Origin of the sequence: Methylococcus geothermalis (assembly GCF_012769535.1) — a bacterium.
Taxonomy (GTDB): domain Bacteria; phylum Pseudomonadota; class Gammaproteobacteria; order Methylococcales; family Methylococcaceae; genus Methylococcus; species Methylococcus geothermalis.
Window position 1 is genome coordinate 14,701 of sequence record NZ_CP046565.1, and the last position, 21,747, is coordinate 36,447.

The window sequence follows — 21,747 nt, forward strand, 5'->3', positions numbered from 1 at the left end:
TGGACGAGGAGACGGCGGTCAAGTTTCGCGACCTTCACTGCCGCATAGGCAGCTCAGAAAATGCGCCCTGCGGGGCAAATCCCAAAAACGCAAAAACCCCCGCAGCGGGCGCTGCGAGGGCTGATATTGGCGGGAGCCGCGGCTTTACGGCTTGGAGATCGTGATGTTGACCCAGGCGCCCTTGGCCGGCACTTCCCAGACTTCGCCGGTAGTGGCGAGCTTGCCGTCGGCACCGATACCCCAGTCGTCCACTTCCAGGACGTTGCCGGTGTACAGCATGTAATAGCCGGTCTTCGGCAGGGTGATGGACTTGCTGAATGCGCCGGCGGTGCCGTCATTCAGGGCCATCCCTTTGAACGCCGTCGGGTGCATGATGAGCTTCTTCGATGCCTCGTACTTGTCGGCGTCATAACCGGAATCGACGTAGTACATGGTGTAGCTGTCCGTCTTCATCGGGTAAAGCTCGGGGTCCACGCCCGCTGGGGCGGTGTGGTCGGCCTTGGCCGGCAAACCCTGTACGGTCCAGTCAGCGTGCTGCACGATCACGTGGCCGATCACGGTGTCGGAGTCAGCGGGCAGCGCGGTCTGGCCTTCATCGAGATCCTGGGTACCCGCCCAGAACAGAGGACCGCCCTCGGGCCGCCAGAACAGGATGAAACCCGGATGGGCGCCTCTCAGGCTGGCTTCCTGTGCATCGCGTTGCACGCTGAGGGTGATCTTGTCGCCGGCATTGCCGTTGAAGAAGGACCATTTGCCGGTATGGGTCCAGCCGCGCCAGATGTCCTGGCCGTCGCTGACCGGCGTGATGGTGTCGTCGTTCCACTTGATGCCGGTGGTCGGATCGTAATACGAGGTCTTGCCGATCGCCAGCGAGTAGCTCTTGTTGTAGCCGGAGAAGTCGCGCGGCGGCCCATAGACGGGCGTTCCCGGCCCCGGCGGAGAAGATATCTTGAAGTTGATGACCGGACTGGAGTAGGTACCCGGATTCTTGAAGGTCTCGACGACTTCCGCCACGCCCGAATCGCGCCCGTCACAGTTGGAATCCACGCCGTCCAGCGTCGCTTCGGCGGCGCCCGGATGGACGGTGGGCGCGAAGTCGTTGCAATCGACGTCGGCGGTGGAGCCGTCGCCGTCCCGGTCCAGCATATCCAGACCCGCGGAATTCGCGCTGCCTTTCAAGGCGATCTTGGACAGCACGGTGCCGTTCTTGGTCTTGGCCTTCGCCTGCCCGGTGACCGGAACGTTGAAGTAGCCATGCAGGCTGCCGATCGCGATGTCGACCGGGAATTGCGGCAGATCGATGCTGGTGGTCTGGTCCTGGTAAAGCCGGGCCAGGGCCGGCTGGCCGGTCCATTTCAGCTTGAGCATGATGGCCTTGGCGTTCCAGGTGAATTTGAGCGTGCCGCCGCCGGGCACGTTGATCACCGCCATGCCGCCCTTGGCGCCGAATTTCTTTTTGGTGGCATCGCCCAGCGTGCCCGTGGCCAGGGTCTGGCCCTGCACGACGGCCGACCAGGTCGTTTCCGGGGTGATGTCCGCCATGCCGACGTGTTCGTTGAATTCGAAGTGACCGTCCAGCACCAGCAGCTCGGTGCCGACTTCCTGACCTTTCTTGAGCTTTTCCGAATAGGCCTCCGAATAGCTCAGGTGCGCGACGGCGGTGACGTCGTGAGTACCGCCATGGGCGGCGGCCCATTGCGGCGTGGCCGCGAAGAGGCCGGCGGCCAGGAGGGAATAACGATGCGTTTTGTTCATGGTGTTTCTCTCTTTAAGGTGTTGCGATAATCCTGAGGTACTAAGGCATACCGTTGGATCCCTCGATGCTTCCCTGCAGAGCCTGGATCGGCCCCAATCCCTGGGCGGTACGGCCTTTCCTGCCCACCGCCGGAATTTGCAAAAATTCGTCATCGGCCAGACCGTCGCCGTCGGCGTCGCCGACGGATCGATGATCGCCGGCATGGCCGTTCGGCACCTGGAGCGCCGGATGGTCGAAAGGCGCCGCCTCGTCCCGCACCCGTTCGTCGGTCAGGGACTTGAGGAAAGCGATGATGTCGTCCTTCGGACCTTGCGCGTTGCCGATGATGTCGCTCAAGGTGGGCATCTCGACCACCTTGTCGCGGCTGGCGTAGTTGCCGACCCTGATATAGAAGTCGATGACCTGATTCAGGCTGAGGACGGAACCGTTGTGGAAATACGGCGCCGTCAGTTCCACGTTGCGCAGCGTGGGAATCTTGAAGGTACCCTGGACGCCCGCCCGCAGCAGGCTGCGGCTCCCGGCTTCGGCCTTGGCCGCTTCCGCGGCTGCCGCCGCTTGGGTCGGGATCATGGCCAGCCTGGAAAGAACGCAGCCCTCGCTGCCTAAGGGATCGGGCCGCAACTGGTCGTCCGGGAAGCCGTAGGGGTCGGACTTCGAGGTCTTCACGAATGGCGCGGTGAACAGACAGGGCCGGACTTTCAGTTCGTCGAAAACGCCGCCGTTCCCCACCAGCTCAGCCAGATACTGCTTGGCAAACGACAGCGGCCGCGAGGGATTGCTCGCACTGTCGTTCCCAAGCCCCGGGTCGAACGAATCATGGGTGACGCCGGTGTTGACGAAACCCGCGTCCATCAGCCGCGTATTCCCCAGGGGGTCGTTGGTGCGGTCCACCAAGGTGTAGCCGTTCGGGTCGACCTTGACCGCCTTGCCGTTCGCCAGCCTCACGATCTCGGGACTGGCCGCGATGGAGGCCAGCGGCCCGGTGTGGCAGAGGATGCAGTGGGCATTGATGAAATGCTGCAGACCCCGGAGCTGGGCGCTGGTCATGGCCTGCGGGGCGTTGATCAGATAGTCGGAACTGGGACAGCTCGCTGCGGGATGCAGTTCCTGGCCGTCGAAACAGACCTTCACCTTGTCCGAATCCACCGGCGCCTGGTCGGAAATCAGCGTGCGCAGGTAGGCCTGCACCGCCACGCCGAAATACAGGGCGAAATTGGCTTCCATCTGCGTATACGGCTCGGAGGACCCGGCCGGCGTGCCGAACAGCGCCCGGTTCTTGCGGGGCGCCTTGCCCGACCAGTATCGGCTGCGGAAAGCCTTCCTGATCAATTCGGCATAGGTCAGCGTCAACCCTTGGCCTTGCACCGAGCGAAAACCGGCGAGCACGCTGTCTTCGGCATGGACTTCCTGCCGTTCCAGTGCGCGGCGCTGCAAGAGCTTGCGGCCGACGTCCGGGAAGGTGCGGCCGTTGCAGGACATCTCCTGGTTGTTGGTCGGCGGCCCCACGGCCTGGGAGGCGAGCGAGGAGTTCTCCAGCCGGAACGGCTTTTTCTTCGGCGTGCCGTTCACCACCACCCAGACGCCTGCACCGGTATCGCGGAGCCCGTCGCCGTTGACGCCGTTGAAGACGCTGTTGGCCCGGCCGTCCCAGAACTGGCGGTGAAACAATGCCGCATTGATGACCGTCGGCGTATTGCGCGGCTCGACCTGCCGGGTGCGGATGCCGCCGACGTGATAAACGCCGTCATGCCCGGCGCGGTCGCAATCGTCGAGGGTATTGCCGGTCTTGCTGACCCCCTTGAACTCACCGGCATAGGTGCCGGACGACGACATGACGTTGTCGGTTTCCGCCGTGAAGCCGGAATCGTTGTCGTTGGGATCCGCGAAGCGGACGAAGGGAAAGTCGTCGGCGGTCAGCTCGTAGTTCGGTCCGCCGGCACCGCCGGAAGCCGTCGGCTTGAATCCCGCCGCCAGCCTCGGATACAGGAGATTGCCACCGGCATCGGTCAAATGCCGCTTGCCGCCGGGGTTCAGCGCGTTCTTCGTCCGCACGTCCGCGCCTGCGTGGAAATGGCAGCTCGCGCAGGCCATGCCGTCGCTGCCGACGTTCATGTCCCAGAACAGCGCCTTGCCGAGCACCAGCAGCGCCTTTTCGTTCTTCACGACCTTGCCGAGGCCTGGAATGGGCGGCGGCTGGACGTCCTTCAGGGAAAAGGGGAACACCAGCGCTCCGTGCGCGGACACTGCCGGGGGGTAGATGGCGGCAGCCAGGAGCAGGGTGAGCAGGCATCCCGACCCGATGGCCAGAAGACTCGAAGTACCGGAGCGCATGAGATGATGGCAGGAAAGCGTGAACATGCCTTGCTCTAAGGCAAGTTCGATACCATCATCAAAAAAGACTGATAAACAGCGTGTTATGCATCACCGGCGAAAAAGCCGGGGCGATCAATCGCGGAATATCACGCAATCACTGCGTCATCTCACTCAGCAAGCACCGCGCCCGCCCCGGTCCACCTTGGGCAGAGCCGGGGAAGGCGCGGGGTTTTCGTCATGGAAGGAGAGACTATTCGTCGTCCGGGTTCACCCGCTTGAACACGGAGCGCCGGCGATCACGGCGCACCCGCCGGTAAGCACCAGGAAGAATGTCCCAATCAGTTCGACGATGTCTTTGTTCATTGCCCCCCAGTGATCTGGAATCCTCAAGACATCCGGAATCCGCTCCGGATGCTGGAACCGGCCTGGAGCAACGGAGCGCTAGAGCCGTCCAAATGCGATCCAGTGCCGGTCGCTGACGACGGAAACCCGGCAGGAACCGAGCCCCGCATCCTCCAGTTGCGCCCGCACTTCGTCCGGGCGGTAGGCGGCGAGCAGGGAATTGCGGAAATCCCGCTGCAATAGGGGCGAGGCACCGGCCGCATGGCGCGCGACCAATTCGTCGAGGCGTGCCGGGGTGTCGGGCCTCGACAGGTCCATCACGAACAGTGCCGCACCCGGCCTCGCATGGCCTTTCGCGGTCTCCCACAAAACCGACGGCGCCGCCAGATGGTGCAGCAGCGAATTGGAGATGACGACGTCGTAACCCCGGCAGGGCAACTCGGCACCAGGGAGGTAACCATGAATCAGTCGGACACGGTCTTGCAGGCGTGCGGCATCCACGGCCCGCTGTGCCAGCGCCAGCATCGCAGGGGCTCCATCCAGGCCGTCGATCCGGCATTCCGGGTGGACTCTGGCGAACCGCACCAGCACGTCGGCCGCCCCGCAGCCGAGATCCAGGCAGAGGCCGGAACCCGGCTCGCCGGGAAAGCATTCGGTGAACAGGGCGACGAAGCGTTCGTGCGCTTCGGAAAAATCCGCTTGCGCATAGGCCCATGCCTGCGCTTCGTCGTCCATCAGTTCGGGTTCCGGTCTTCGTTCCATGAGGGTTCCTGCTCGTCTGGCCGCGGCTTGGAGAATGCCTTATTCTTGCGCGCCCCGGGAAGATTTACCATGTTGACCGAAACCCTGAAGCGCCTGTTGCCGGAAACCCCGGCTTTCGTTTACGACCAGACCGCCATCGACCGGACCCTGCTGCGATTCCGGCAGGCGGCTGGCGAAACCGGCCCGAAGCTGCTGTATTCGGTCAAATCGTTTCCCTTCCTGCCACTGTTGCGGCGAATCGCGCCACGCGTCGACGGCTTCTCGGCCAGTTCGCTGTTCGAGGCGAAGCTCTGCGCCGAGGCGCTGGCAGGGCGGGGCAGCCTGCACATCACGACGCCGGGATTCAGGCCCGGCGAGACCGATGAAATCGGCAGGCTCTGCGATTTCGTGAGCTTCAACTCGCTGAACCAGTTCGACCGCTGGTCGGCGCGAATGCAAGGCACGGCCAGCACGGGGCTTCGGGTGAACCCGCAGCGATCCTTCCTGCCGGACCCCCGTTACGACCCCTGCCGCCCGCATTCGAAACTCGGGGTTCCGCTCGACCGGCTGGCGCTTGCCCTGGCCGGCGCCGGGCTGGAAGAACGGCTGCAAGGCATCCATTTTCATACCGTCTTCGACAGCGCGGGTTTCGAACCCCTCACGGAAACCCTGGCCGAGCTGGAAAAGCACCTGGGAGAACATCTCAAACGGTTGCAGTGGATCAACCTGGGAGGCGGCTACCGGCTGGACCGGAGCATGAACCTGGAACGCCTGGCCGGCCTTTCCGCCTGGCTGCAACGCGATTACGGCTTGGAGGTCTATTTCGAGCCGGGCAAGGCAGTGGCGGGGCCTGCCGGCTATCTGGTCGCCAGCGTCCTCGACGTGTTCGACAGTGCGGGAAAGACGGTGGCCGTCCTGGACACCAGCGTCAACCACCATCCGGAGGTCTTCGAATACCAGCGCAGCCCCCGCTTGGCCGAGGCCTGCGAAGAAGGGGGGGAAAACGCGATCCTCGCCGGCGGCACCTGCCTGGCCGGAGACCTGTTCGGAGAATACCCCCTACCTGCCCGGCCCCATGTCGGTGACCGCTTCGTCTTCAAGAACGTCGGGGCCTACACCCTGGTCAAGGCCAACCGTTTCAACGGCCACAACCTGCCTTCGATCTACCGCTGGGACGGGGAAGCATTGCACCTCGAACAAAGCCATGGCTACGAAGACTACCGGAGGCAGTGGGCGGGGGAGCCTGCGGCTCAGTAAAAATCCACCGGATCGACGTCCAGCGACCAGCGCACGCGCCGCTCCGGCGTTTCCTGCAGCCGCGCCAGGGCATCGGTCAAGCTGGCGTGCAGGGCCTCGCGCCGGGCGCTCTTGAGCCAAAGCTGGGCCCGGTAGCGCCCGGCCTGCCTCGGCATCGGCGCGGGCGCCGGGCCGAGCCAGTGCACCGCGCCGTTCTTTCCCTCGGCCTCCTCGCGCAAGCGCGCCAGGAAATCCATCGCCCGACCGAGGTCTTTCGACTCCGCCCGCCACAAAGCCTGATATCCGAAGGGCGGCAGGCAGGCCGCCTCACGCTCGGCGAGTTCGGCGGCGGCGAATCCCGGATAGCCGTCGCGCAGCAGGCGCTGCAGCAGGGGATGATCCGGATGGCGGGTCTGCAGCAATACCGTGCCGGGCTTTTCGCCCCGTCCGGCCCGGCCCGCCACCTGTACGATCAACTGGGCGGTATGCTCGGCCGCACGGAAATCGGTGCTGTAGAATCCGGCATCCACGTCGAGGATTCCGACCAGGGTCACGCCAGGGAAGTGATGTCCCTTGGCCAGCATCTGGGTCCCCAGCAGTATCCGCACTTCGCCTTGGTGCACCCGCTCGAGTATCCGCGCCAGACTGTGGCGCCCTCGGGTGCTGTCGCGGTCGATCCGCGCCACGCCGATTTCCGGGAACAGCCGCTGCAAAGCCTGGTCGACCCTTTCGGTACCGATTCCCAACGGTCGCAAGTCTTCCTGTCCGCAGGACGGACAGCGCGGCGGCAGGCCATGCTCGGCGGCGCAGTGATGGCAACGCAGCCGGGCCTCGCGGGCATGCAGCACCAGGTTGGCATCGCAACGCCGGCATTGCGCGACCCATCCGCAGCCGTGGCAGATCAGCGCCGGCGCGAATCCCCGGCGGTTGAGGAACAGCAGCACCTGCCCGCCCTCGGCCAGGGTTTCGCGGATCGCCGCGATCAAGGCCTCGGACAGTCCTTCTTGCAAGCGGCGCGAGCGGATGTCGAGCAAACGGTAGCGCGGCTCCACGGCGACGCCGGCCCGCGCCGGCAGGCTCAACCGGACATAGCGCCCACGCTGGACATTGCGGATCGACTCCAGCGAAGGGGTAGCGGAGCCCGCGACCAGCGGGATATCCGCCATGCGTGCACGCATCACCGCTACATCGCGCGCCGAGAAGCGGAATCCTTCCTGCTGCTTGAAAGAGCGGTCGTGCTCCTCGTCCAGGATGATGATTCCCGGCCGGCGCATGGGCACGAACACGGCGGAACGGGTGCCGAGCAGCACCCGGATGTCGCCCTGCTGAAAACCCAGCCAGGCGGCGGTGCGCTCCGTCTCGTTCAATCCGGAATGGAACACGGCCAGCGGCGCCTCGATCCGCTCGCGCAGCCTCTGCTCGAGCTGCGGGGTGAGGCTGATCTCGGGCACCAGGACCAGCGCCTGCTCGCCGCGAGCGACGACCCGCCGGATCACTTCGAGATAGACCTCGGTCTTACCGCTGCCGGTCACCCCTTCGAGCAAAAAGGCGCCATAACGGCCCAGGTGTGCCGAAACCGCATCGACCGCCGCGCGCTGGGCCACATTGAGCGGCAACGGCGGCCGAATGGCGGCGGGAATCCTGCCGTCCGGCAAATCCACCCATTCGGCCCAACCGCGCTCGACCAGACGCCGGGCGGCATCCTGGGCCGCGCGGGCCGAGCTTCCTGTCTCCGCCAATCGCGATGCCGGGAACGGATACTCCGCGCCGCGCAAGGTTTCGAGCAGCATCCGCTGAGCGGGAGCGCGCTTCAGCACCGGCGGATCGAGGGCGGCGCCGGCCGGCGTGAGGGTCAATCCCTGAGGGCGGGTGACTTCCGCCGAACGCCCTTCCCGCAGATGCACGGGGAACGCGAGCTGGAAAACCTCCCCCAGCGGATGGTGGTAATAGCGCGCCGCCCATTGCAACAGCTTCACATCGGTCTCGGACAGCAGCGGCTTGTCGTCCAGGACCGCCTCGGCCGGGCGCAGCCGCGCGACGTCGCATTCGGGGGTTTCCGCGACGGCTATGAGATAGCCCACGCGGGTACGGTTACCGAAAGGGACGCGCAGGCGGAGACCGGGGAGCAAGTCCGAGAGGCCGACACCCGAGGGAGGAAGGTAGTCGAAACATCGGTATGCCGGAATGGGAACGGCAACCCTGACAACTTTTTCCGTGCGGCTGATCGTCATAATCCGCCGTTACGCTTGAACCCGCGCGTAGTTCGGCGACGAAACGAACTTATCCACAAATCCTGTGGAAAAGTCTGTGCGTCGACGCCAGGATAAGCCCGCGAGCCCGCATTTTTTCTGGGCTACGGTCAAACTGTCGAAGTCTTGACCAGCCAGACATAGCCGGCGTAAAAACAACGAGTTAGACCAGGCGGCCGGGAACTGGCCGAATCGTTTGGCAGGGCCGTTTCAACTTCGCCGGGCATTTCTGTACACTGTGCATAAGTCATTGCAGAAACACGCCGTTTGGGACCCGATTTGTCAAGATTCATGAACAATTTTTGAAAGTACCTCAGCCGCAGGAGAAGCCATGCATCATCGCCACCTTCAGGTATTGCGCACGGATGCCTCGGGAATGCCGCTCGAATGGATAGGCTATCAGGAAGCCGCCAAGCTTTATTATCTGGAACAGGTCGCCTACGGTTGCGGTAGCATTCTGTTCCGGCTACGGGGAGGCATCAACGCCAGGACGGGGCAGCGCAGCCGGATCGAGGTGAATTCGATCGTAGCCACCTTCGGCCATGCCAACAGCGGCTACAAGATCGATCTGAGCTATGTGCCGCCGCTCAACAACGCCGCCCTGTTCCGCCGCGATGGCCACATCTGCCTCTATTGCGGCAACAACTTCCGCCACAACGAATTGTCGCGAGACCATATCCAGCCCACCAGCCGCGGCGGCTCGGACACCTGGAACAATGTCGTAACCGCCTGCAAGCGCTGCAACAACCACAAGGCGGGCAGGACGCCGGAGGAGGCGAAGATGCAGTTGCTCGCCATCCCCTTCATGCCGACTCACGCCGAATACATCTATCTGCAGGGCCGCCGCGTGCTCGCCGACCAGATGGAATTCCTCAAGGCTCACTTCCCCCGCAAGAGCCCGCTGCACGAACGGGCGAGCTGAACGAACTCCGGCCTAAGGGGCGGCGGCGATCACGTCGCTGATGCGCGATATCTTCAAGGCATTGGTGCCGCCGGTGCGGCCGGTCAGATCGCCCTTGGTCAGAATGACCAGATCGTCCATCTTCACCAGGTTGCGCTTGAGAAACTCTTCGGCGATCGCCCGGTTGAGCACGTGGTGATCTGAAATATCCTTCTCGTCGAAAAAAATCGGATAAACTCCCCGGAACAGCGTCACGCGCCGGCACACGCTTTCGTGCGGCGTCAGGGCGAAGATGGGGATGCCGGAACTGATGCGCGACATCCACAAGGGCGTCGACCCCGACTCCGTCAACGCACCGATGGCCCTGACCGGCAGGTGGTTGGCGATGTACATCGCCGACATGGCGATGGCCTCGTCGATGCGGTGGAATACCTCGTCCATCCGGTGGCTCGACTGGCGCGTCCGCGGATACTTCTCCGCCTCCTTGCAAACCCGCACCATGGTCGCCACGGTCCGGTCCGGAAACTTGCCCGCCGCGGTCTCGGCGGACAGCATCACGGCGTCGGTGCCGTCGATCACGGCGTTGGCGACATCGGACACCTCGGCCCGGGTCGGCAAGGGATTCTCGATCATCGACTCCATCATCTGGGTGGCGGTGATGACGACCTTGTTGCGTGAGCGCGCCAGCCGGATCAGTTTCTTCTGCTCATGCGGCAGGCGGGCATCGCCGATCTCCACACCCAGGTCGCCGCGCGCCACCATGATGGCGTCGGATGCGTCGATGATGCCTTCGATCACGCCGTCCCTGATCGCTTCCGCGCGCTCGATCTTGGCCACCAGCCCCATGTTGCCTCCGGCCCGGTGCAGCAGTTCGCGGGCTTCCAGCATGTCTTCCTTCGATCGCGGAAAGGAGATCGCCAGATAATCGGCGCCGATGCTCACGGCGGTGATGAGGTCCGCCTTGTCCTTCTCGGTCAGGGCGGGAGCCGACAATCCGCCGCCCAGCTTGTTGATGCCTTTGTGGTTGGACAATACGCCGCCCACGCTGACGATGCATTTGACCCGGGTCCCTTCGACCGCCTTGACCTTCAGCTCGATCAGACCGTCATTGAGCAGCAGCGTGTCGCCTGCCGCGACATCCGTCGGCAAGGCCTCGTATGCGCAGCCGACCTGGGTTTCATCGCCCTGATCCGGCGGAAACGCGGTGTCCAGATCGAAAGGCCGGCCCTCCTCCAGCACCACCTTGCGATCGTCCTTGAAGCGGGCAATGCGGATCTTGGGGCCCTGCAGATCGGCCAGGATGGCGACATAGCGCTCCATGCGCCGGCTGATCTCGCGCACCCGCTCGGCGCGGACACGGTGTTCCTCCGCCGTCCCATGGGAGAAATTCAGCCGGACCACGTCGGCGCCGGCTTTAAGCAGTCTCTCGAGCATCTCCGGGGACTCGGAAGCCGGTCCCAGCGTGGCGATGATCTTGGTGCGGCGAATGTTTCTCATGTCTCCCTATCGAGCGTTCATCAAGGCGACGGTGGTATCCAGCATGCGGTTGCTGAAACCCCACTCGTTGTCGTACCAGCTCAGCACTTTCACCAGATTGCCGACCACCTTGGTCTGAGTGGAATCGAAATTGGACGATGTCGTCGTATGGTTGAAATCGCTGGAGACCAGCGGCTGGTCGTTGTAGGCGAGGATGCCCTTCAGCTCGTTTTCCGACGCGGCCTTGAGGACGGCGTTGATTTCGTCCTTGCCGGTCTCCCGGGCGGCGATGAAGGTGAGATCGACCACGGATACATTGGCCGTCGGCACACGAATGGCAAAACCCGACAGCTTGCCGTCCAGCTCCGGCAGGACCAGACCCACGGCCTGCGCCGCACCGGTCTTGGTCGGGATCATGTTCAGGGCCGCCGCCCGCGCCCGGTACAGGTCCTTGTGATAGACGTCGGTGAGCACCTGATCGTTGGTGTAGGAATGCACGGTGGTCATCAGGCCGGACACGATGCCGATCTTCTCCATCAGCGGCTTGACCAGCGGCGCCAGGCAGTTGGTGGTGCAGGAGGCATTGGAAATGACGGTATGGACGGCCTTCAGCGTGTGGTCGTTGACGCCGTAGACGATCGTCGCATCGCACTCGTTCTTGTCGGCCGGCGCGGAAATGATCACTTTCTTGGCGCCGGCATCGAGGTGCGGCTGGCATTTCGCCTTGTTGCGGAACACCCCCGTGCATTCATGCACGACGTCCACGCCCAGCGCCGCCCATGGCAGCTTGGAAGGGTCCTTCTCGGAGAAAACCTTGATGCGGTCGCCGTTGACGATGATTTCGCCCTCGCCGACCTCCACGGTTCCCCGGAACGGCCCGTGCACCGTGTCGTGCCGGGTGAGGTGAGCGTTGATCTGGGCATCGCCCAGGTCGTTGATGGCGACGATCTGAACATCCTTGCGCCCGGTTTCGTAAATCGCCCGCAGGATGTTGCGGCCGATGCGCCCATATCCATTGATTGCAATCTTAATCGTCATGGCCCTGCTCCAGAAATTGCTGAAAAACGTGGTGAGGAATTGTTGTTGTGCGCGAGAGCCCTCGAACCCTTGGCGGCCGGCGGAAGTGGGGTGGGAGAGAGCGTTCGAGACCGTCCCGCCCGGCCGGACAGCCGGATACCTTTGGGCCTCAGCGAAGGAGAATCAAGCGTTCTCCGGGGAATCTGCCAAAACAAAGCGGGGCCAATATAGCAAAGCGCCGGGCCGAGCGTCCAGTTCTTGCCCTCCGAGCGCCAAGGCTGATAGCTTAGTCCAGATCATGCTAGCGGCGCCGATCCAGATGCAGGAAACCTTCTATCGTTCGCGCGAACTCAAACGCGAGGCGCGCATGCTCGGCGGAGCGACGTACAACCTCAGCCGGATTCTGCTCGGACGCCGCCGTCCCGATCCGCTGTTCGTCCCCATCCGCAGCATGCAGTACCTGGCCGTGGCCGACGACGTCGAAATCGTGTTCGTCGACGGCGCGGGCCCCCGCCATATCCAGATGGCCTGGCAAGCGTTCCGGCCCGGCGAACGAAGCAGCCTGGAAATGCCGGTGCCCTTCGAGGTCGTGTACTACACGGCCGAATCGCTTCCAATCCTGCCCCGCCTGCACAGCGAATTCCAGCGCGCGCTTGTCCACCTGAAGCACCGGGACGACCGAGGGCTTCCGGGCGCGGTCGTCGTTTCCCTGGCCGCGACTCGCTGATCCCGCCGTACCGTCCGGCCCTTTGTCCCCTTGCAGGCATCCATGTCCAGACCGCCCCTTCCCGCCGCCGCGCTGAAAACCGTCATTTCGCCGGGCGACCTGCCTTTCGCCTCGACCGCCGAACTGGAACCGCTCGACCATATCCTGGGCCAGCAGCGGGCTCAGGAAGCCATCGACGTCGGCCTGACCATCCGCCACCCCGGCTACAACCTCTACGTGATGGGCGATCCCGGCACCGGCCGGCTGTCGCTGGTGAAACGGCTGCTCGAACGCAGAGCCGCCGAGCGGCCCGCCCCTTGCGACTGGCTGTACCTCAACCAGTTCGCCCAGCCGAGCGAACCGGTCGCCGTCGCCCTTCCCGCCGGCATGGGCCGCCGCTTTGCGGCCGACGTCGAAACCTTCGTCGACAGTCTCCTGGCGACGTTTCCGGCGGCCTTCGACAATCCGGCCTACCAGCGCCGCCGGACCGCGATCGACCGGGAGTTTTCCCGGCGTTTCGACGAAGCCGTCGATGCGGTGGGGAGGAAGGCCGAACAGCATGGCATCCTGCTGTTCCGCGACGGCGATGACATCTCCTTCGCCCTACGGGGAGACGGCGCGCCGCTCGACGAAGCGGCGTTCGCCGCCCTGCCCGAGGCGCGGAAGGCGGAGTTCCACGCCCAGGTACGGCAGCTCGAGGATGACCTGCACGAGGCCCTGCTGGAACTCCCCCAGTGGAAGCGGGAAGCCACGGAATCGCTGCGGGCGCTGAACCGGGAGACGATCGAACAGGCGGCGGCGCCTTTGCTGTCGCACCTCGCCGAACCCTATGCCGACTGCTCGGCCCTGATAGCCCACATCACGGTCCTGGGTGAGCACCTGGACCGCACCGTGGCCGAATACCTGCTCGACGACCGCGGCCAGGACCCTCGCGAGGAAGCGAGCCGCCGCAACCAGTTGCTGGACCGCTATGCCCCCTGCCTGCTGGTCAGCCACGATCCCAAGGGCGGAACCCCGGTGCTGTTCGCCGCCAATCCCACCTATCCCAATCTGTTCGGCCGCATCGAACCGCCCGGCGATCAGGAAGCCTCGCGCGCGCCTGCGCGGCTGATCTTTCCCGGTCTGCTGCACCAGGCCAACGACGGCTGCCTGATCGTGGAAGCCGAGCAACTGGTCGGCGATGCCGAGGCTTGGCCTGCGCTCAAGCGGGCACTCAAGACCGGCCAGCTCTGCATCGAGCCACCCCCGACCGACGCCGGCGGCGGAACCAAGGCGCGGACCCTGCGCCCCGCGCCCATTCCGCTCCAGATCAAACTGGTGCTGGTGGGGTCGAGGGATCTGTATTACCTGCTGGAAGCGGCCGACCCCGATTTCAAGGAGCTGTTCCGGCTTCCGGTGGACTTCGACGATTATTTCCCTCTCTGCCCGGGGTCGATGCTGGACTTTGCCCGCCTGATCAAGACCCAGGCGACACAGGCCGGACACGGGGCCGTTTCCGCCTGCGGCATCGCCGCGCTGCTCGAGTACGGCGCTCGCATGGCCGAACACCAGAGCCGGATGTCGGCGCGCATCGGCGACATCTGCGAAATCCTGGCCGAAGCCGACCTGGAACGGCGTCGGGATGGCGCCGAGACGGTCCTGGCCGAACATGTCCACCGGGCGCTGGCGGCGCGCGAGCGGCGCCTGGACCGGCTGAACCAGGAGCTGCTGGACGATGTGATGGAGGGCGTTCTGCTCATCGCGACCGAGGGGGAGAAGGTCGGTTGCGTCAACGGGCTGACCGTCCTGGAAGCCGGCGAGACCTGTTTCGCGATGCCGGCCCGCATCACCTCCACGGTCTCGCCCGGCGAGCGCGGCGTGGTGGACATCGAACGCGAGGCCGAACTGGGCCAGGCCATCCACTCCAAGGGCGTGCTGATCCTCTCCGGCTACCTGGCGTTCCGCTATGCCCGCGACTTCCCGCTCGCGCTCTCGGCCCACCTCGCCATCGAGCAGTCCTACGGCTACATCGACGGGGACAGCGCATCACTGGGTGAGTTCTGCGCCCTGGTGTCAGCGCTGACGGGCGTCCCGATCCGCCAGACGCTGGCGGTCACCGGCTCGATGAACCAGCACGGCGAAGTGCAGGCCGTGGGCGGCGTCAACGAGAAAATCGAGGGTTTTTTCCGGCTATGCCGGGCCCGCGGCTTCGCCAACGGACAGGGGGTGATCATCCCGGCCGGGAATGTCCGCAATCTGATGCTGAAAACGGAAGTGGCGGATGCCGTGAGCGCGGGGAAATTCGCCGTGTACGCGGTTCACACCGTGGACGAAGCGCTCGAACTGATGACCGGAAAGGCGGCGCGCACCGTGAACCGGCTCGCCGTATCCCGGCTCAAGGCTTTCGCGGAGTGCTCCGACAAGAAAAATTGAAAGGTGGTCAGGCCGGATGCCCGATTTGCGCCAACGCCTCCGGCAGCACCACCTCCATGGCGACCGGCAGATGGTCGGAGCAGGCGAAATCGATCACTTCCAGCCGGTTGACGCCCAACGAGGGCGTGACCAGGATGTGGTCGAGCATCTTGTGCGGCCGCCAGCTCGGAAAGGTCTTCAGCCGGCAGACGGGATCGCTCAGGTGGGTCGCCCCCAGCAGCAGGTCGAGTTCCGGCGTATTCGGCTCGCAATTGAGGTCCCCCATCAACACCACATAGGGCAAATGGCCGATGAGGTCGCTGATGAAGCGCAGTTGCTTGAGACGCGCCCGGCGGCTCAAGGCCAGATGCGCCACGCAGACATACAGCGCATTCCGCGGATCGAGGCCGAAACGGGCCAGCAGGGCGCCCCTCCCCGGCATGCCGGGGAGGGGATAGTCGTGAACGAAGTCGGGGCGGATCCGGCTGAGCAGGCCGTTGCTGTGCAGCGCCAGATTGCCGATACGGCGGTTGACCTGGTTGTGCCAGTAGGCAAAGCCCGCGTGCTCGGCCAGGTATTGGGTCTGCACGATGTTGTGGCTGCGCATTCCGCCGCCGTCCACCTCCTGCAGACCGGCAATGTCGAACGGCTTGAGCAGTTGCGCGATGCGGTTCAGATTCGGCAGGCGCTTGGTCGATGGCCAGACGTGCCGCCAACCCCCCGTGATGTAGTCGCGGTAGCTGGAAGTGGAAATGCCGGTCTGGATATTGAAACTCGCCAGACGAAGCACGACCGGCGCCGCATCGGCGTTCGCCGGCGCGGGGAGCGCATCCACCATGCGCTCGCGAACCGCCAGAGCCCCCCCCATGGACATTCCCGGCCTTATTTCGCGGGCTTGCCGCTTTCCTTGGCGATCAGGTAGTTGGTGATGGCGATCATATTGGGATACGACTTGGCGAGCGAACCGGAAACCCGGTACTTGCCGTTGACCACCAGAGTCGGCGTTCCGCTGATGCCGTAACGCGCACCCATGCTCTCGGCCTGCCGCATCTTGGCATCCACCGTAAACGACTTGTACGCCTTCTGGAAGGCATCCTTGGCGACGCCGTGCTCGGCGAAGAACTTGGCCTGCTCGTCTTCGCTGGCGAGCGCCAGTTTCTTGACCTGAATGGCCTCGTAGAACTGTGGATGCAGCTTGTCCAGGACGCCCAATGCTTCGGCCGTGTAAAACATCTTGGCGTGCGCCGCCCAACGCTCGTTGAAAACCGCCGGCTGGCGGATGAAGGCCACGTTGTCCGGCTTGGTCTTCAGCCAAGAATTCAGATCCGGCTCGAAATGGTAACAATGCGGACAGCCGTACCAGAAGAATTCGAGGACTTCGACCCTGGAGGGATCCGAGGTCGGTTGAGGCGGATTGATCACCTCGTAATCCTTGCCGGCGGTGTACTCCTTGGTTTCCGCCGGGGCCGCAATCAGTAATGAGGAAAACAGCGCCAGAAACGCCAGTCCCAAACCGGTACGCCACATGTGGATGCCTGTATTCACGAATTTTCCTCCGAATCGGTCCGCTCCGCGGCCCGAAGCTCATACGATCGATATGTGTTGAAACGGCCCGGCGATGCCAGGCCTGCGGGTCATTTCAGGACCGAAACGAAATCCGACACCGCACCGATGTCCTCATCGCTCAGTTTCGCCGCGATGTCGCGCATCATCTGGTTCCTGTCGTTGCGCCGCTCGCCGGCCTTGAACTCGCGCAAGGCCTTGGCGACATAGGCCGAATACTGGCCCCGCAACGCCGGGAAACCGGCCTCCCCGCTGCCCTCGCCGTGCGGGCCGTGGCAAGCGGAACAGGCGGGAATGCCCTTCGCCAGATTGCCGCCACGGTAGAGCCGCTCTCCTGCGGAGTAGTCGCCCTCCTCCTCCTCGACATGCACGGTGCCCTTGGCGAACCATGCGCTGAGGTCGGCGATGTCCTCATCGCTCAGCGGCTCGGCAATCGCCGCCATGGTGGATTCGCCCCGGCTCTGGGACCTGAACTCGTGCAACTGCTTGGACAGGTAGGCTACATGCTGCCCGGCAAGTTTGGGAAAAATCGGCGCATTGCTGTTGCCGTCCTCGCCGTGACAGCCCGAGCAGGTCTCGGCCTTTTTTTTGCCCGCCGCGGGATTCCCCTCTCCGAAGGCCCACGGGCTCGCCCCCAGCGTCGCCAGTCCGATACCGAACGCCAGCGCCTTGATCGTCATTGTTTTCATCAGCGAATTATCTCAAAAAAAAATAGCGGGCCATGATCGGCCGACTGCATTCATGACAAAACACCCGAATCAAATAGGGATCGCCCTGAAAAGTCAACACCGAGCATCCCGGACGGGGACCGCAGTGTAGAATGTCGCCCTTGCATTGCAACGATCCCCCACCCCTCGTGAAAATCCCCCCCGTATCCATACGCTATCTGCGCAGCATCCTGGAACCGAAGGATGCCCCGCCCGACCAGGGCTACGAAGTCGCGTTCGCCGGACGCTCGAATGCCGGCAAATCCAGTGCGATCAACACGCTCGCCAACATCGGCCGGCTGGCTCGGGTCAGCAAGACGCCGGGCCGAACCCAGATGATCAACTTTTTCACCATCGACGACGAGCGGCGGCTGGTCGATCTGCCCGGCTACGGCTACGCCAAGGTGCCCGGCGAAATTCACCGGCGCTGGGAAGCGGCGCTGGAGCGCTATCTCCGCTACCGGGAGTCGCTGCGCGGCGTGTTCCTGCTGATGGACATCCGCCACCCGTTCACCGAGATGGATGAAATCATGATCGAATGGTGCGCCCACCGGGGCATCGCCCTGCATGTGGCGCTGACGAAGAGCGACAAGCTGAGCCGGGGAGCGGCGAAGAACACTTGGCTCCTGGCGAAAACCCGGCTTGCGAGCTATGGTGCGCCGGATTTCAGCGTTCAGCTGTTTTCCTCTCTCAAGAAAACCGGCACCGAGGAAGCCTGGGAAGTATTGGGCAAATGGCTTGCCCTGCCCCCGGAGGACAAAGAAAAAGCCTCCGGAGCCTAGAGGGGGGACGCTCCGGAGGGCGTGATTGCCCGGCTAGGGGGAGCCGGGATTGCATAGGCTACTCACAAGGGAGACGATGAGTAGATTGCGCGTCGAATCCAGACGACTTGTTGGTATGGATTATCGCGCCGAGAAAAAGTTCAATTCCCCATGTCGGTCACCATGACCCGCCCCATGCCGGGGCCGAGTTCGAACTCGAATGGCACCGGAACATAATCGAGCCGCCATTCCGGCGACAGATCCCGCAGCGGCGCCCGCCCCTGGACGTATTGATACAGATCGTCGGCCCGGAAATACTGCCGGTTCCAGGGGTCCTTGTTGAGCACCAGCAAAGCTTCTTCGCCCTGGCGGCGCCCGGCCTTCCACATCAGCAGGATGGCGGGATTCGGGTGCGGCAGGAGCTGAGTGATGCTGTCTTCCTGAAACAGCGGGCAGCGGGCCTTGACCTCGTTGACCGTGCGGATGAAGCCGGTGAGATCGCAGGCCGGCGACTCCCAGTCGTCGGGCCGGGTGTCGACCACATGCAGCGGGCGACGGAATCCGAACTCGTATCCGATCGGCATCATCACCCCGCCGGAGAACAGCGCGGCGAACAGGTAGCGCTGTTTCAAGGCGTCCACGTTGCCCTGCGCCTCCTCCATCAGCCGCGGCGTGTCGTGGCTCTCGGGGAAACCGATCGAGGGCGAGACCTCGCGGGTGAGCTGGTACTGCTCCAGCAGCCAGGGACTGGTGAAGTCCCACCACTTCGAGCTGTTGAAGATGGCGTCGAAGCCGGCCTGGGCGGTTCGCCGGGTCTGGTCCGGCGAACACCCCAGGGTCTCGGCGACGAATACGGTTTCCGGCCATTCGCGCTTGATTTCCCTGATCAGGCGCTGCCAGATTTCGGGCGGTAATTGGTAAGCCGCGTCGCAACGAAACCCGCTGAAGCCCAGCCGGCACAGAAACCGCACGATTTCGAGGCAGTAGCGCACCAGCGCCTCCCGGTCGGTCGTCGGGCGGAAATCGAACTGCGCGAGATCCTCCCATACCACCCGATGGCCGTCTTGATCGCAGGATGGATGAACGATGTTGCCGTTTTCCCGGACGAACCACTCCGGATGCGACCGAAGCAGGGCCGAATCATAGGCGCAATGATTGATGACGAGGTCGACCATGACCTTCATCCCCAGGCCGTTCGCGGTCCGGATCATGGCGCGGACCTGATCTTCCGCTACGGCCGAGCCATCGACGAAAGCCGGATTGATCCGGAAGTAATCCTTGATCGAATACAGGCTGCCCGAACGGCCGGCCTGCTGGATCGGATTGACGAAGATCCAGTCGAAGCCCATGGCCGCGGCCCGTTCCAGATGGGGCGTCCACTGGGCGAAGCGGCCCGCCAGCCGCGGGAACAGGTTGTAGATTCTCATGGGCGGCTATTTGTCCCGGATGTAGTCATAGATATTCATATAGTCCTGCCCGGGGTGGTTCCAGGAATAGTCGTAGCGCATGGCGTTCTTCATCAATTCGCGGAAATGGTCCGGATACTGGTAGTAGCACGCGATCGCCCGCCCCAGCGCCGACTCCAGCCCGCGTTCGTCGTAGTCGCGGAACACGTAGCCGTTGCGCTCGTTCAGGGGCCGGTGCGAGAAATCCTTGTCGATCACCGTGTCGGCCAGGCCGCCGACTTCGCGCACTACCGGGATGGTGCCGTAGCGCATGGCGATGAGCTGAGTCAGGCCGCAGGGCTCGAAGCGGCTGGGCACCACCATGATGTCCGAGCCGGCGTAGACCAGATGCGCCAGCTCTTCGTTGTAGCCGATTTCCAGATGGCAGTCCGGATTGTCGTTGAACTGCCGCTTGAGGCCCCAGAAATAGCCATTGATCGCCCCGTCCGGGCTGGAGCCGAGCAGGACGAACTGACCACCCTGACCCAGCGTGTAGAACAAGGCATGGCGGATGAGCTCGATGCCCTTTTGGGGATCGAGCCGGCCGACGAAGGACACGATCGGCTTCTCGTTGTCGGCGAGCAGCAACCGGTCGCGCAGCGCCTTCTTGTCGGCATACTTGCCCTCGATCGTCTCCACGCCGAAATGCACCGGGATATGCGGGTCGATCTCCGGATTCCAGACGTCGTAATCGATCCCGTTCACCACCCCGCCGTATTTCATGTGATGAATGTGCAGGGTCGGCTCCAGCCCGAAACCCTGCCCCTGATCCTTGGCCTCCATCGCGTAGCGCGGCGACACCGTGGTGACGAAATTGGCGTAGACGATGCCGCCCTTCATCAGGTTGATGGCGTGCGGATTGTGGTTGTCGCGCAGGCGGTCGTAATGGAAATAGTAGTCCGGCCGGTTGAGGCCCGTGGCATGCAGCACCTGCGCACCGGTGACGCCCTGGTGCTTGAAGTTGTGGATGGTGAAACAGACCCGCGGATGGCGCATCCCCATCGGCTGGTAGATCTCGTACAGGTAGACCGGCACCAGCGCCGTCTGCCAGTCGTGGCAGTGGATGATGTCGGGATGCTTGCCGGACTTCCACAGGAACTCCATCGCCGCCCGTGAGAAGAAGGCGAAGCGGAAGATGTCGTCATGGAAGCCGTACACCGCGCCGCGGTTGAAGAAATTGTCCTGGGAATGCGGTTCGATGAAGAAGCACTTGCGCCCGTGCACGAAGCCGAAATAGACGGAGCAGTGGATGGCCCCGCCGTACCACGGCACCCATAGATCGTCGAAGATGCGCTGCAGACCCCATATGTGGTCGTAGCGCATGCAGTCGTACTTGGGCAGGATGATTTCGACGTGGTTGCCGCGGATCTCCAGCTCACGGCCCAGGCCGAAAACCACGTCCGCCAGACCGCCGACCTTCGCCACCGGCGCAAGCTCCGGGGTGATGTGGACCACGAACAACGAGGGCCGTGGCTGGATGTGAGGCTGAGGCGGCGGCTCCGCTCGCTCGGCCGGCTCTGCTCGCTCGGCCGGCTCGGCTTCCGGCATTTCCGCAGCGACCGGCGGCGACCATTCCGGGGCGTGAGGAGGCTCGGGAACGGCGTCCTCAGCCGCACCGGCTCCCCTTAAATCCGGCGAGACAGCCGTTGGCGGAGCGGCAGTGCCGGATTCCATCCGGGCGTCCGCCGCCCCGGCCGCTTCGGTTTCCGCCTCAACCTGTTCCGAAGCAGCCTGCGTCGGAGTCGGAGGCGGAACCGCATCGCGCGCCGTTTCGACCGGGGTCGGAGGCGACGTTTCGGACACCGGATCGGTGGCAGGACCGACGGGTGCCGTGGCCGGGGTCTTCGCCACCGTCGGCAAAGGGGACGAAATGCCGGCGGATGCCGCAGGACGCTCTTCCGAACCGCCCGATTCGGGCGATTCGGGCGATGCGCTTCCCGTATCGGGCTTCCGCTTGCCGCTGTCTGCGGCTTTCTCGGAACCGACGGATTGCATCTTCGGCCCGGCCGGCTTCTCCGGGTCCAGCGGCGGCACCCGAACCGGTTTGCCGCTGTTGGCGGGTGTTTTCGTCGTCTCGGACTCTGGGGCCGTCGGCGCTTTGGGTTTGCGAGCCATATCAATCCTCCGGATGGCGTCTCTCGAA

Annotated in this window: 16 protein-coding genes; 5 read left to right on the forward strand and 11 right to left on the reverse strand. The window is 64.0% G+C overall.

The features are described 5' to 3' along the window. Window positions 1-144: 144 nt before the first annotated feature. The 3 genes from mopE to GNH96_RS00090 form a co-directional block, all read right to left on the reverse strand. On the reverse strand, window positions 145-1,755 hold the full coding sequence (mopE, locus tag GNH96_RS00080; protein ID WP_169601157.1) for a copper-binding surface/secreted protein MopE: 1,611 nt from the start codon (window positions 1,753-1,755) through the stop codon (window positions 145-147). Window positions 1,756-1,795: 40 nt separating this feature from the next. Then, entirely contained in the window at window positions 1,796-4,114 is a 2,319-nt protein-coding gene (locus tag GNH96_RS00085; protein ID WP_228719922.1) for a cytochrome-c peroxidase, read from the reverse strand. A 396-nt stretch (window positions 4,115-4,510) separates the two neighbouring features. Further along, the gene (locus GNH96_RS00090; protein WP_169601159.1) at window positions 4,511-5,173 is read right to left on the reverse strand and encodes a class I SAM-dependent methyltransferase; all 663 of its coding nucleotides are present in this window, start codon (window positions 5,171-5,173) and stop codon (window positions 4,511-4,513) included. A 69-nt stretch (window positions 5,174-5,242) separates the two neighbouring features. Between GNH96_RS00090 and GNH96_RS00095 the strand changes: the two genes are divergently transcribed. After that, complete coding sequence (locus GNH96_RS00095; RefSeq protein WP_169601161.1) at window positions 5,243-6,409, forward strand: type III PLP-dependent enzyme domain-containing protein; 1,167 nt, start codon at window positions 5,243-5,245, stop codon at window positions 6,407-6,409. Here the strand turns inward: GNH96_RS00095 and GNH96_RS00100 are convergent. Next, window positions 6,403-8,619 (reverse strand): primosomal protein N', encoded by a 2,217-nt coding sequence (locus GNH96_RS00100; RefSeq protein WP_169601163.1) that lies wholly within the window; start codon window positions 8,617-8,619, stop codon window positions 6,403-6,405. The two genes, GNH96_RS00095 and GNH96_RS00100, sit on opposite strands and share 7 nt — an antisense overlap. A gap of 349 nt (window positions 8,620-8,968) precedes the next feature. Here GNH96_RS00100 and GNH96_RS00105 point away from each other — a divergent pair, with 349 nt between their 5' ends. Then, window positions 8,969-9,559: an HNH endonuclease gene (locus tag GNH96_RS00105; RefSeq protein ID WP_169601165.1), complete on the forward strand. Its 591-nt coding sequence runs from the start codon at window positions 8,969-8,971 to the stop codon at window positions 9,557-9,559. A 12-nt stretch (window positions 9,560-9,571) separates the two neighbouring features. On the opposite strand, the gene pyk is transcribed toward GNH96_RS00105, so the two are convergent. Together pyk and gap are read right to left on the reverse strand one after the other, a co-directional pair. Beyond that, window positions 9,572-11,035: a pyruvate kinase gene (pyk, locus tag GNH96_RS00110; protein WP_169601168.1), complete on the reverse strand. Its 1,464-nt coding sequence runs from the start codon at window positions 11,033-11,035 to the stop codon at window positions 9,572-9,574. 6 nt (window positions 11,036-11,041) lie between these two features. Beyond that, window positions 11,042-12,052, reverse strand: a complete 1,011-nt coding sequence (gene gap, locus GNH96_RS00115) for a type I glyceraldehyde-3-phosphate dehydrogenase (protein WP_169601170.1) — start codon at window positions 12,050-12,052, stop codon at window positions 11,042-11,044. Window positions 12,053-12,329: 277 nt separating this feature from the next. On the opposite strand from gap, the gene GNH96_RS00120 reads away from it, so the two are divergent. Both GNH96_RS00120 and GNH96_RS00125 read left to right on the forward strand, forming a co-directional pair. Beyond that, the gene (locus GNH96_RS00120) at window positions 12,330-12,758 is read left to right on the forward strand and encodes a hypothetical protein (RefSeq protein WP_169601172.1); all 429 of its coding nucleotides are present in this window, start codon (window positions 12,330-12,332) and stop codon (window positions 12,756-12,758) included. Window positions 12,759-12,800: 42 nt separating this feature from the next. Beyond that, window positions 12,801-15,149: a Lon protease family protein gene (locus GNH96_RS00125; protein ID WP_169601174.1), complete on the forward strand. Its 2,349-nt coding sequence runs from the start codon at window positions 12,801-12,803 to the stop codon at window positions 15,147-15,149. Window positions 15,150-15,156: 7 nt separating this feature from the next. Here the strand turns inward: GNH96_RS00125 and GNH96_RS00130 are convergent, their stop codons facing one another. From GNH96_RS00130 to GNH96_RS00140, 3 genes are all read right to left on the reverse strand, one after another. Further along, window positions 15,157-15,996 (reverse strand): endonuclease/exonuclease/phosphatase family protein, encoded by an 840-nt coding sequence (locus tag GNH96_RS00130; protein ID WP_228719924.1) that lies wholly within the window; start codon window positions 15,994-15,996, stop codon window positions 15,157-15,159. 14 nt (window positions 15,997-16,010) lie between these two features. Beyond that, window positions 16,011-16,655, reverse strand: coding sequence for a thiol:disulfide interchange protein DsbA/DsbL (locus tag GNH96_RS00135; protein WP_169604516.1), 645 nt, complete (start codon window positions 16,653-16,655; stop codon window positions 16,011-16,013). Between the two features lie 107 nt (window positions 16,656-16,762). Beyond that, window positions 16,763-17,380, reverse strand: coding sequence for a c-type cytochrome (locus tag GNH96_RS00140; protein ID WP_228719925.1), 618 nt, complete (start codon window positions 17,378-17,380; stop codon window positions 16,763-16,765). Between the two features lie 167 nt (window positions 17,381-17,547). Here GNH96_RS00140 and yihA point away from each other — a divergent pair, with 167 nt between their 5' ends. Then, window positions 17,548-18,180: a ribosome biogenesis GTP-binding protein YihA/YsxC gene (gene yihA, locus GNH96_RS00145; RefSeq protein WP_169601178.1), complete on the forward strand. Its 633-nt coding sequence runs from the start codon at window positions 17,548-17,550 to the stop codon at window positions 18,178-18,180. Between the two features lie 140 nt (window positions 18,181-18,320). Here yihA and GNH96_RS00150 read toward each other — a convergent pair whose 3' ends face one another. After that, window positions 18,321-19,586 (reverse strand): alpha-amylase family glycosyl hydrolase, encoded by a 1,266-nt coding sequence (locus tag GNH96_RS00150; protein ID WP_169601181.1) that lies wholly within the window; start codon window positions 19,584-19,586, stop codon window positions 18,321-18,323. Between the two features lie 6 nt (window positions 19,587-19,592). Continuing rightward, window positions 19,593-21,719, reverse strand: coding sequence for a glycogen synthase (gene glgA, locus GNH96_RS00155; protein ID WP_228719926.1), 2,127 nt, complete (start codon window positions 21,717-21,719; stop codon window positions 19,593-19,595). Window positions 21,720-21,747 lie beyond the last annotated feature (28 nt).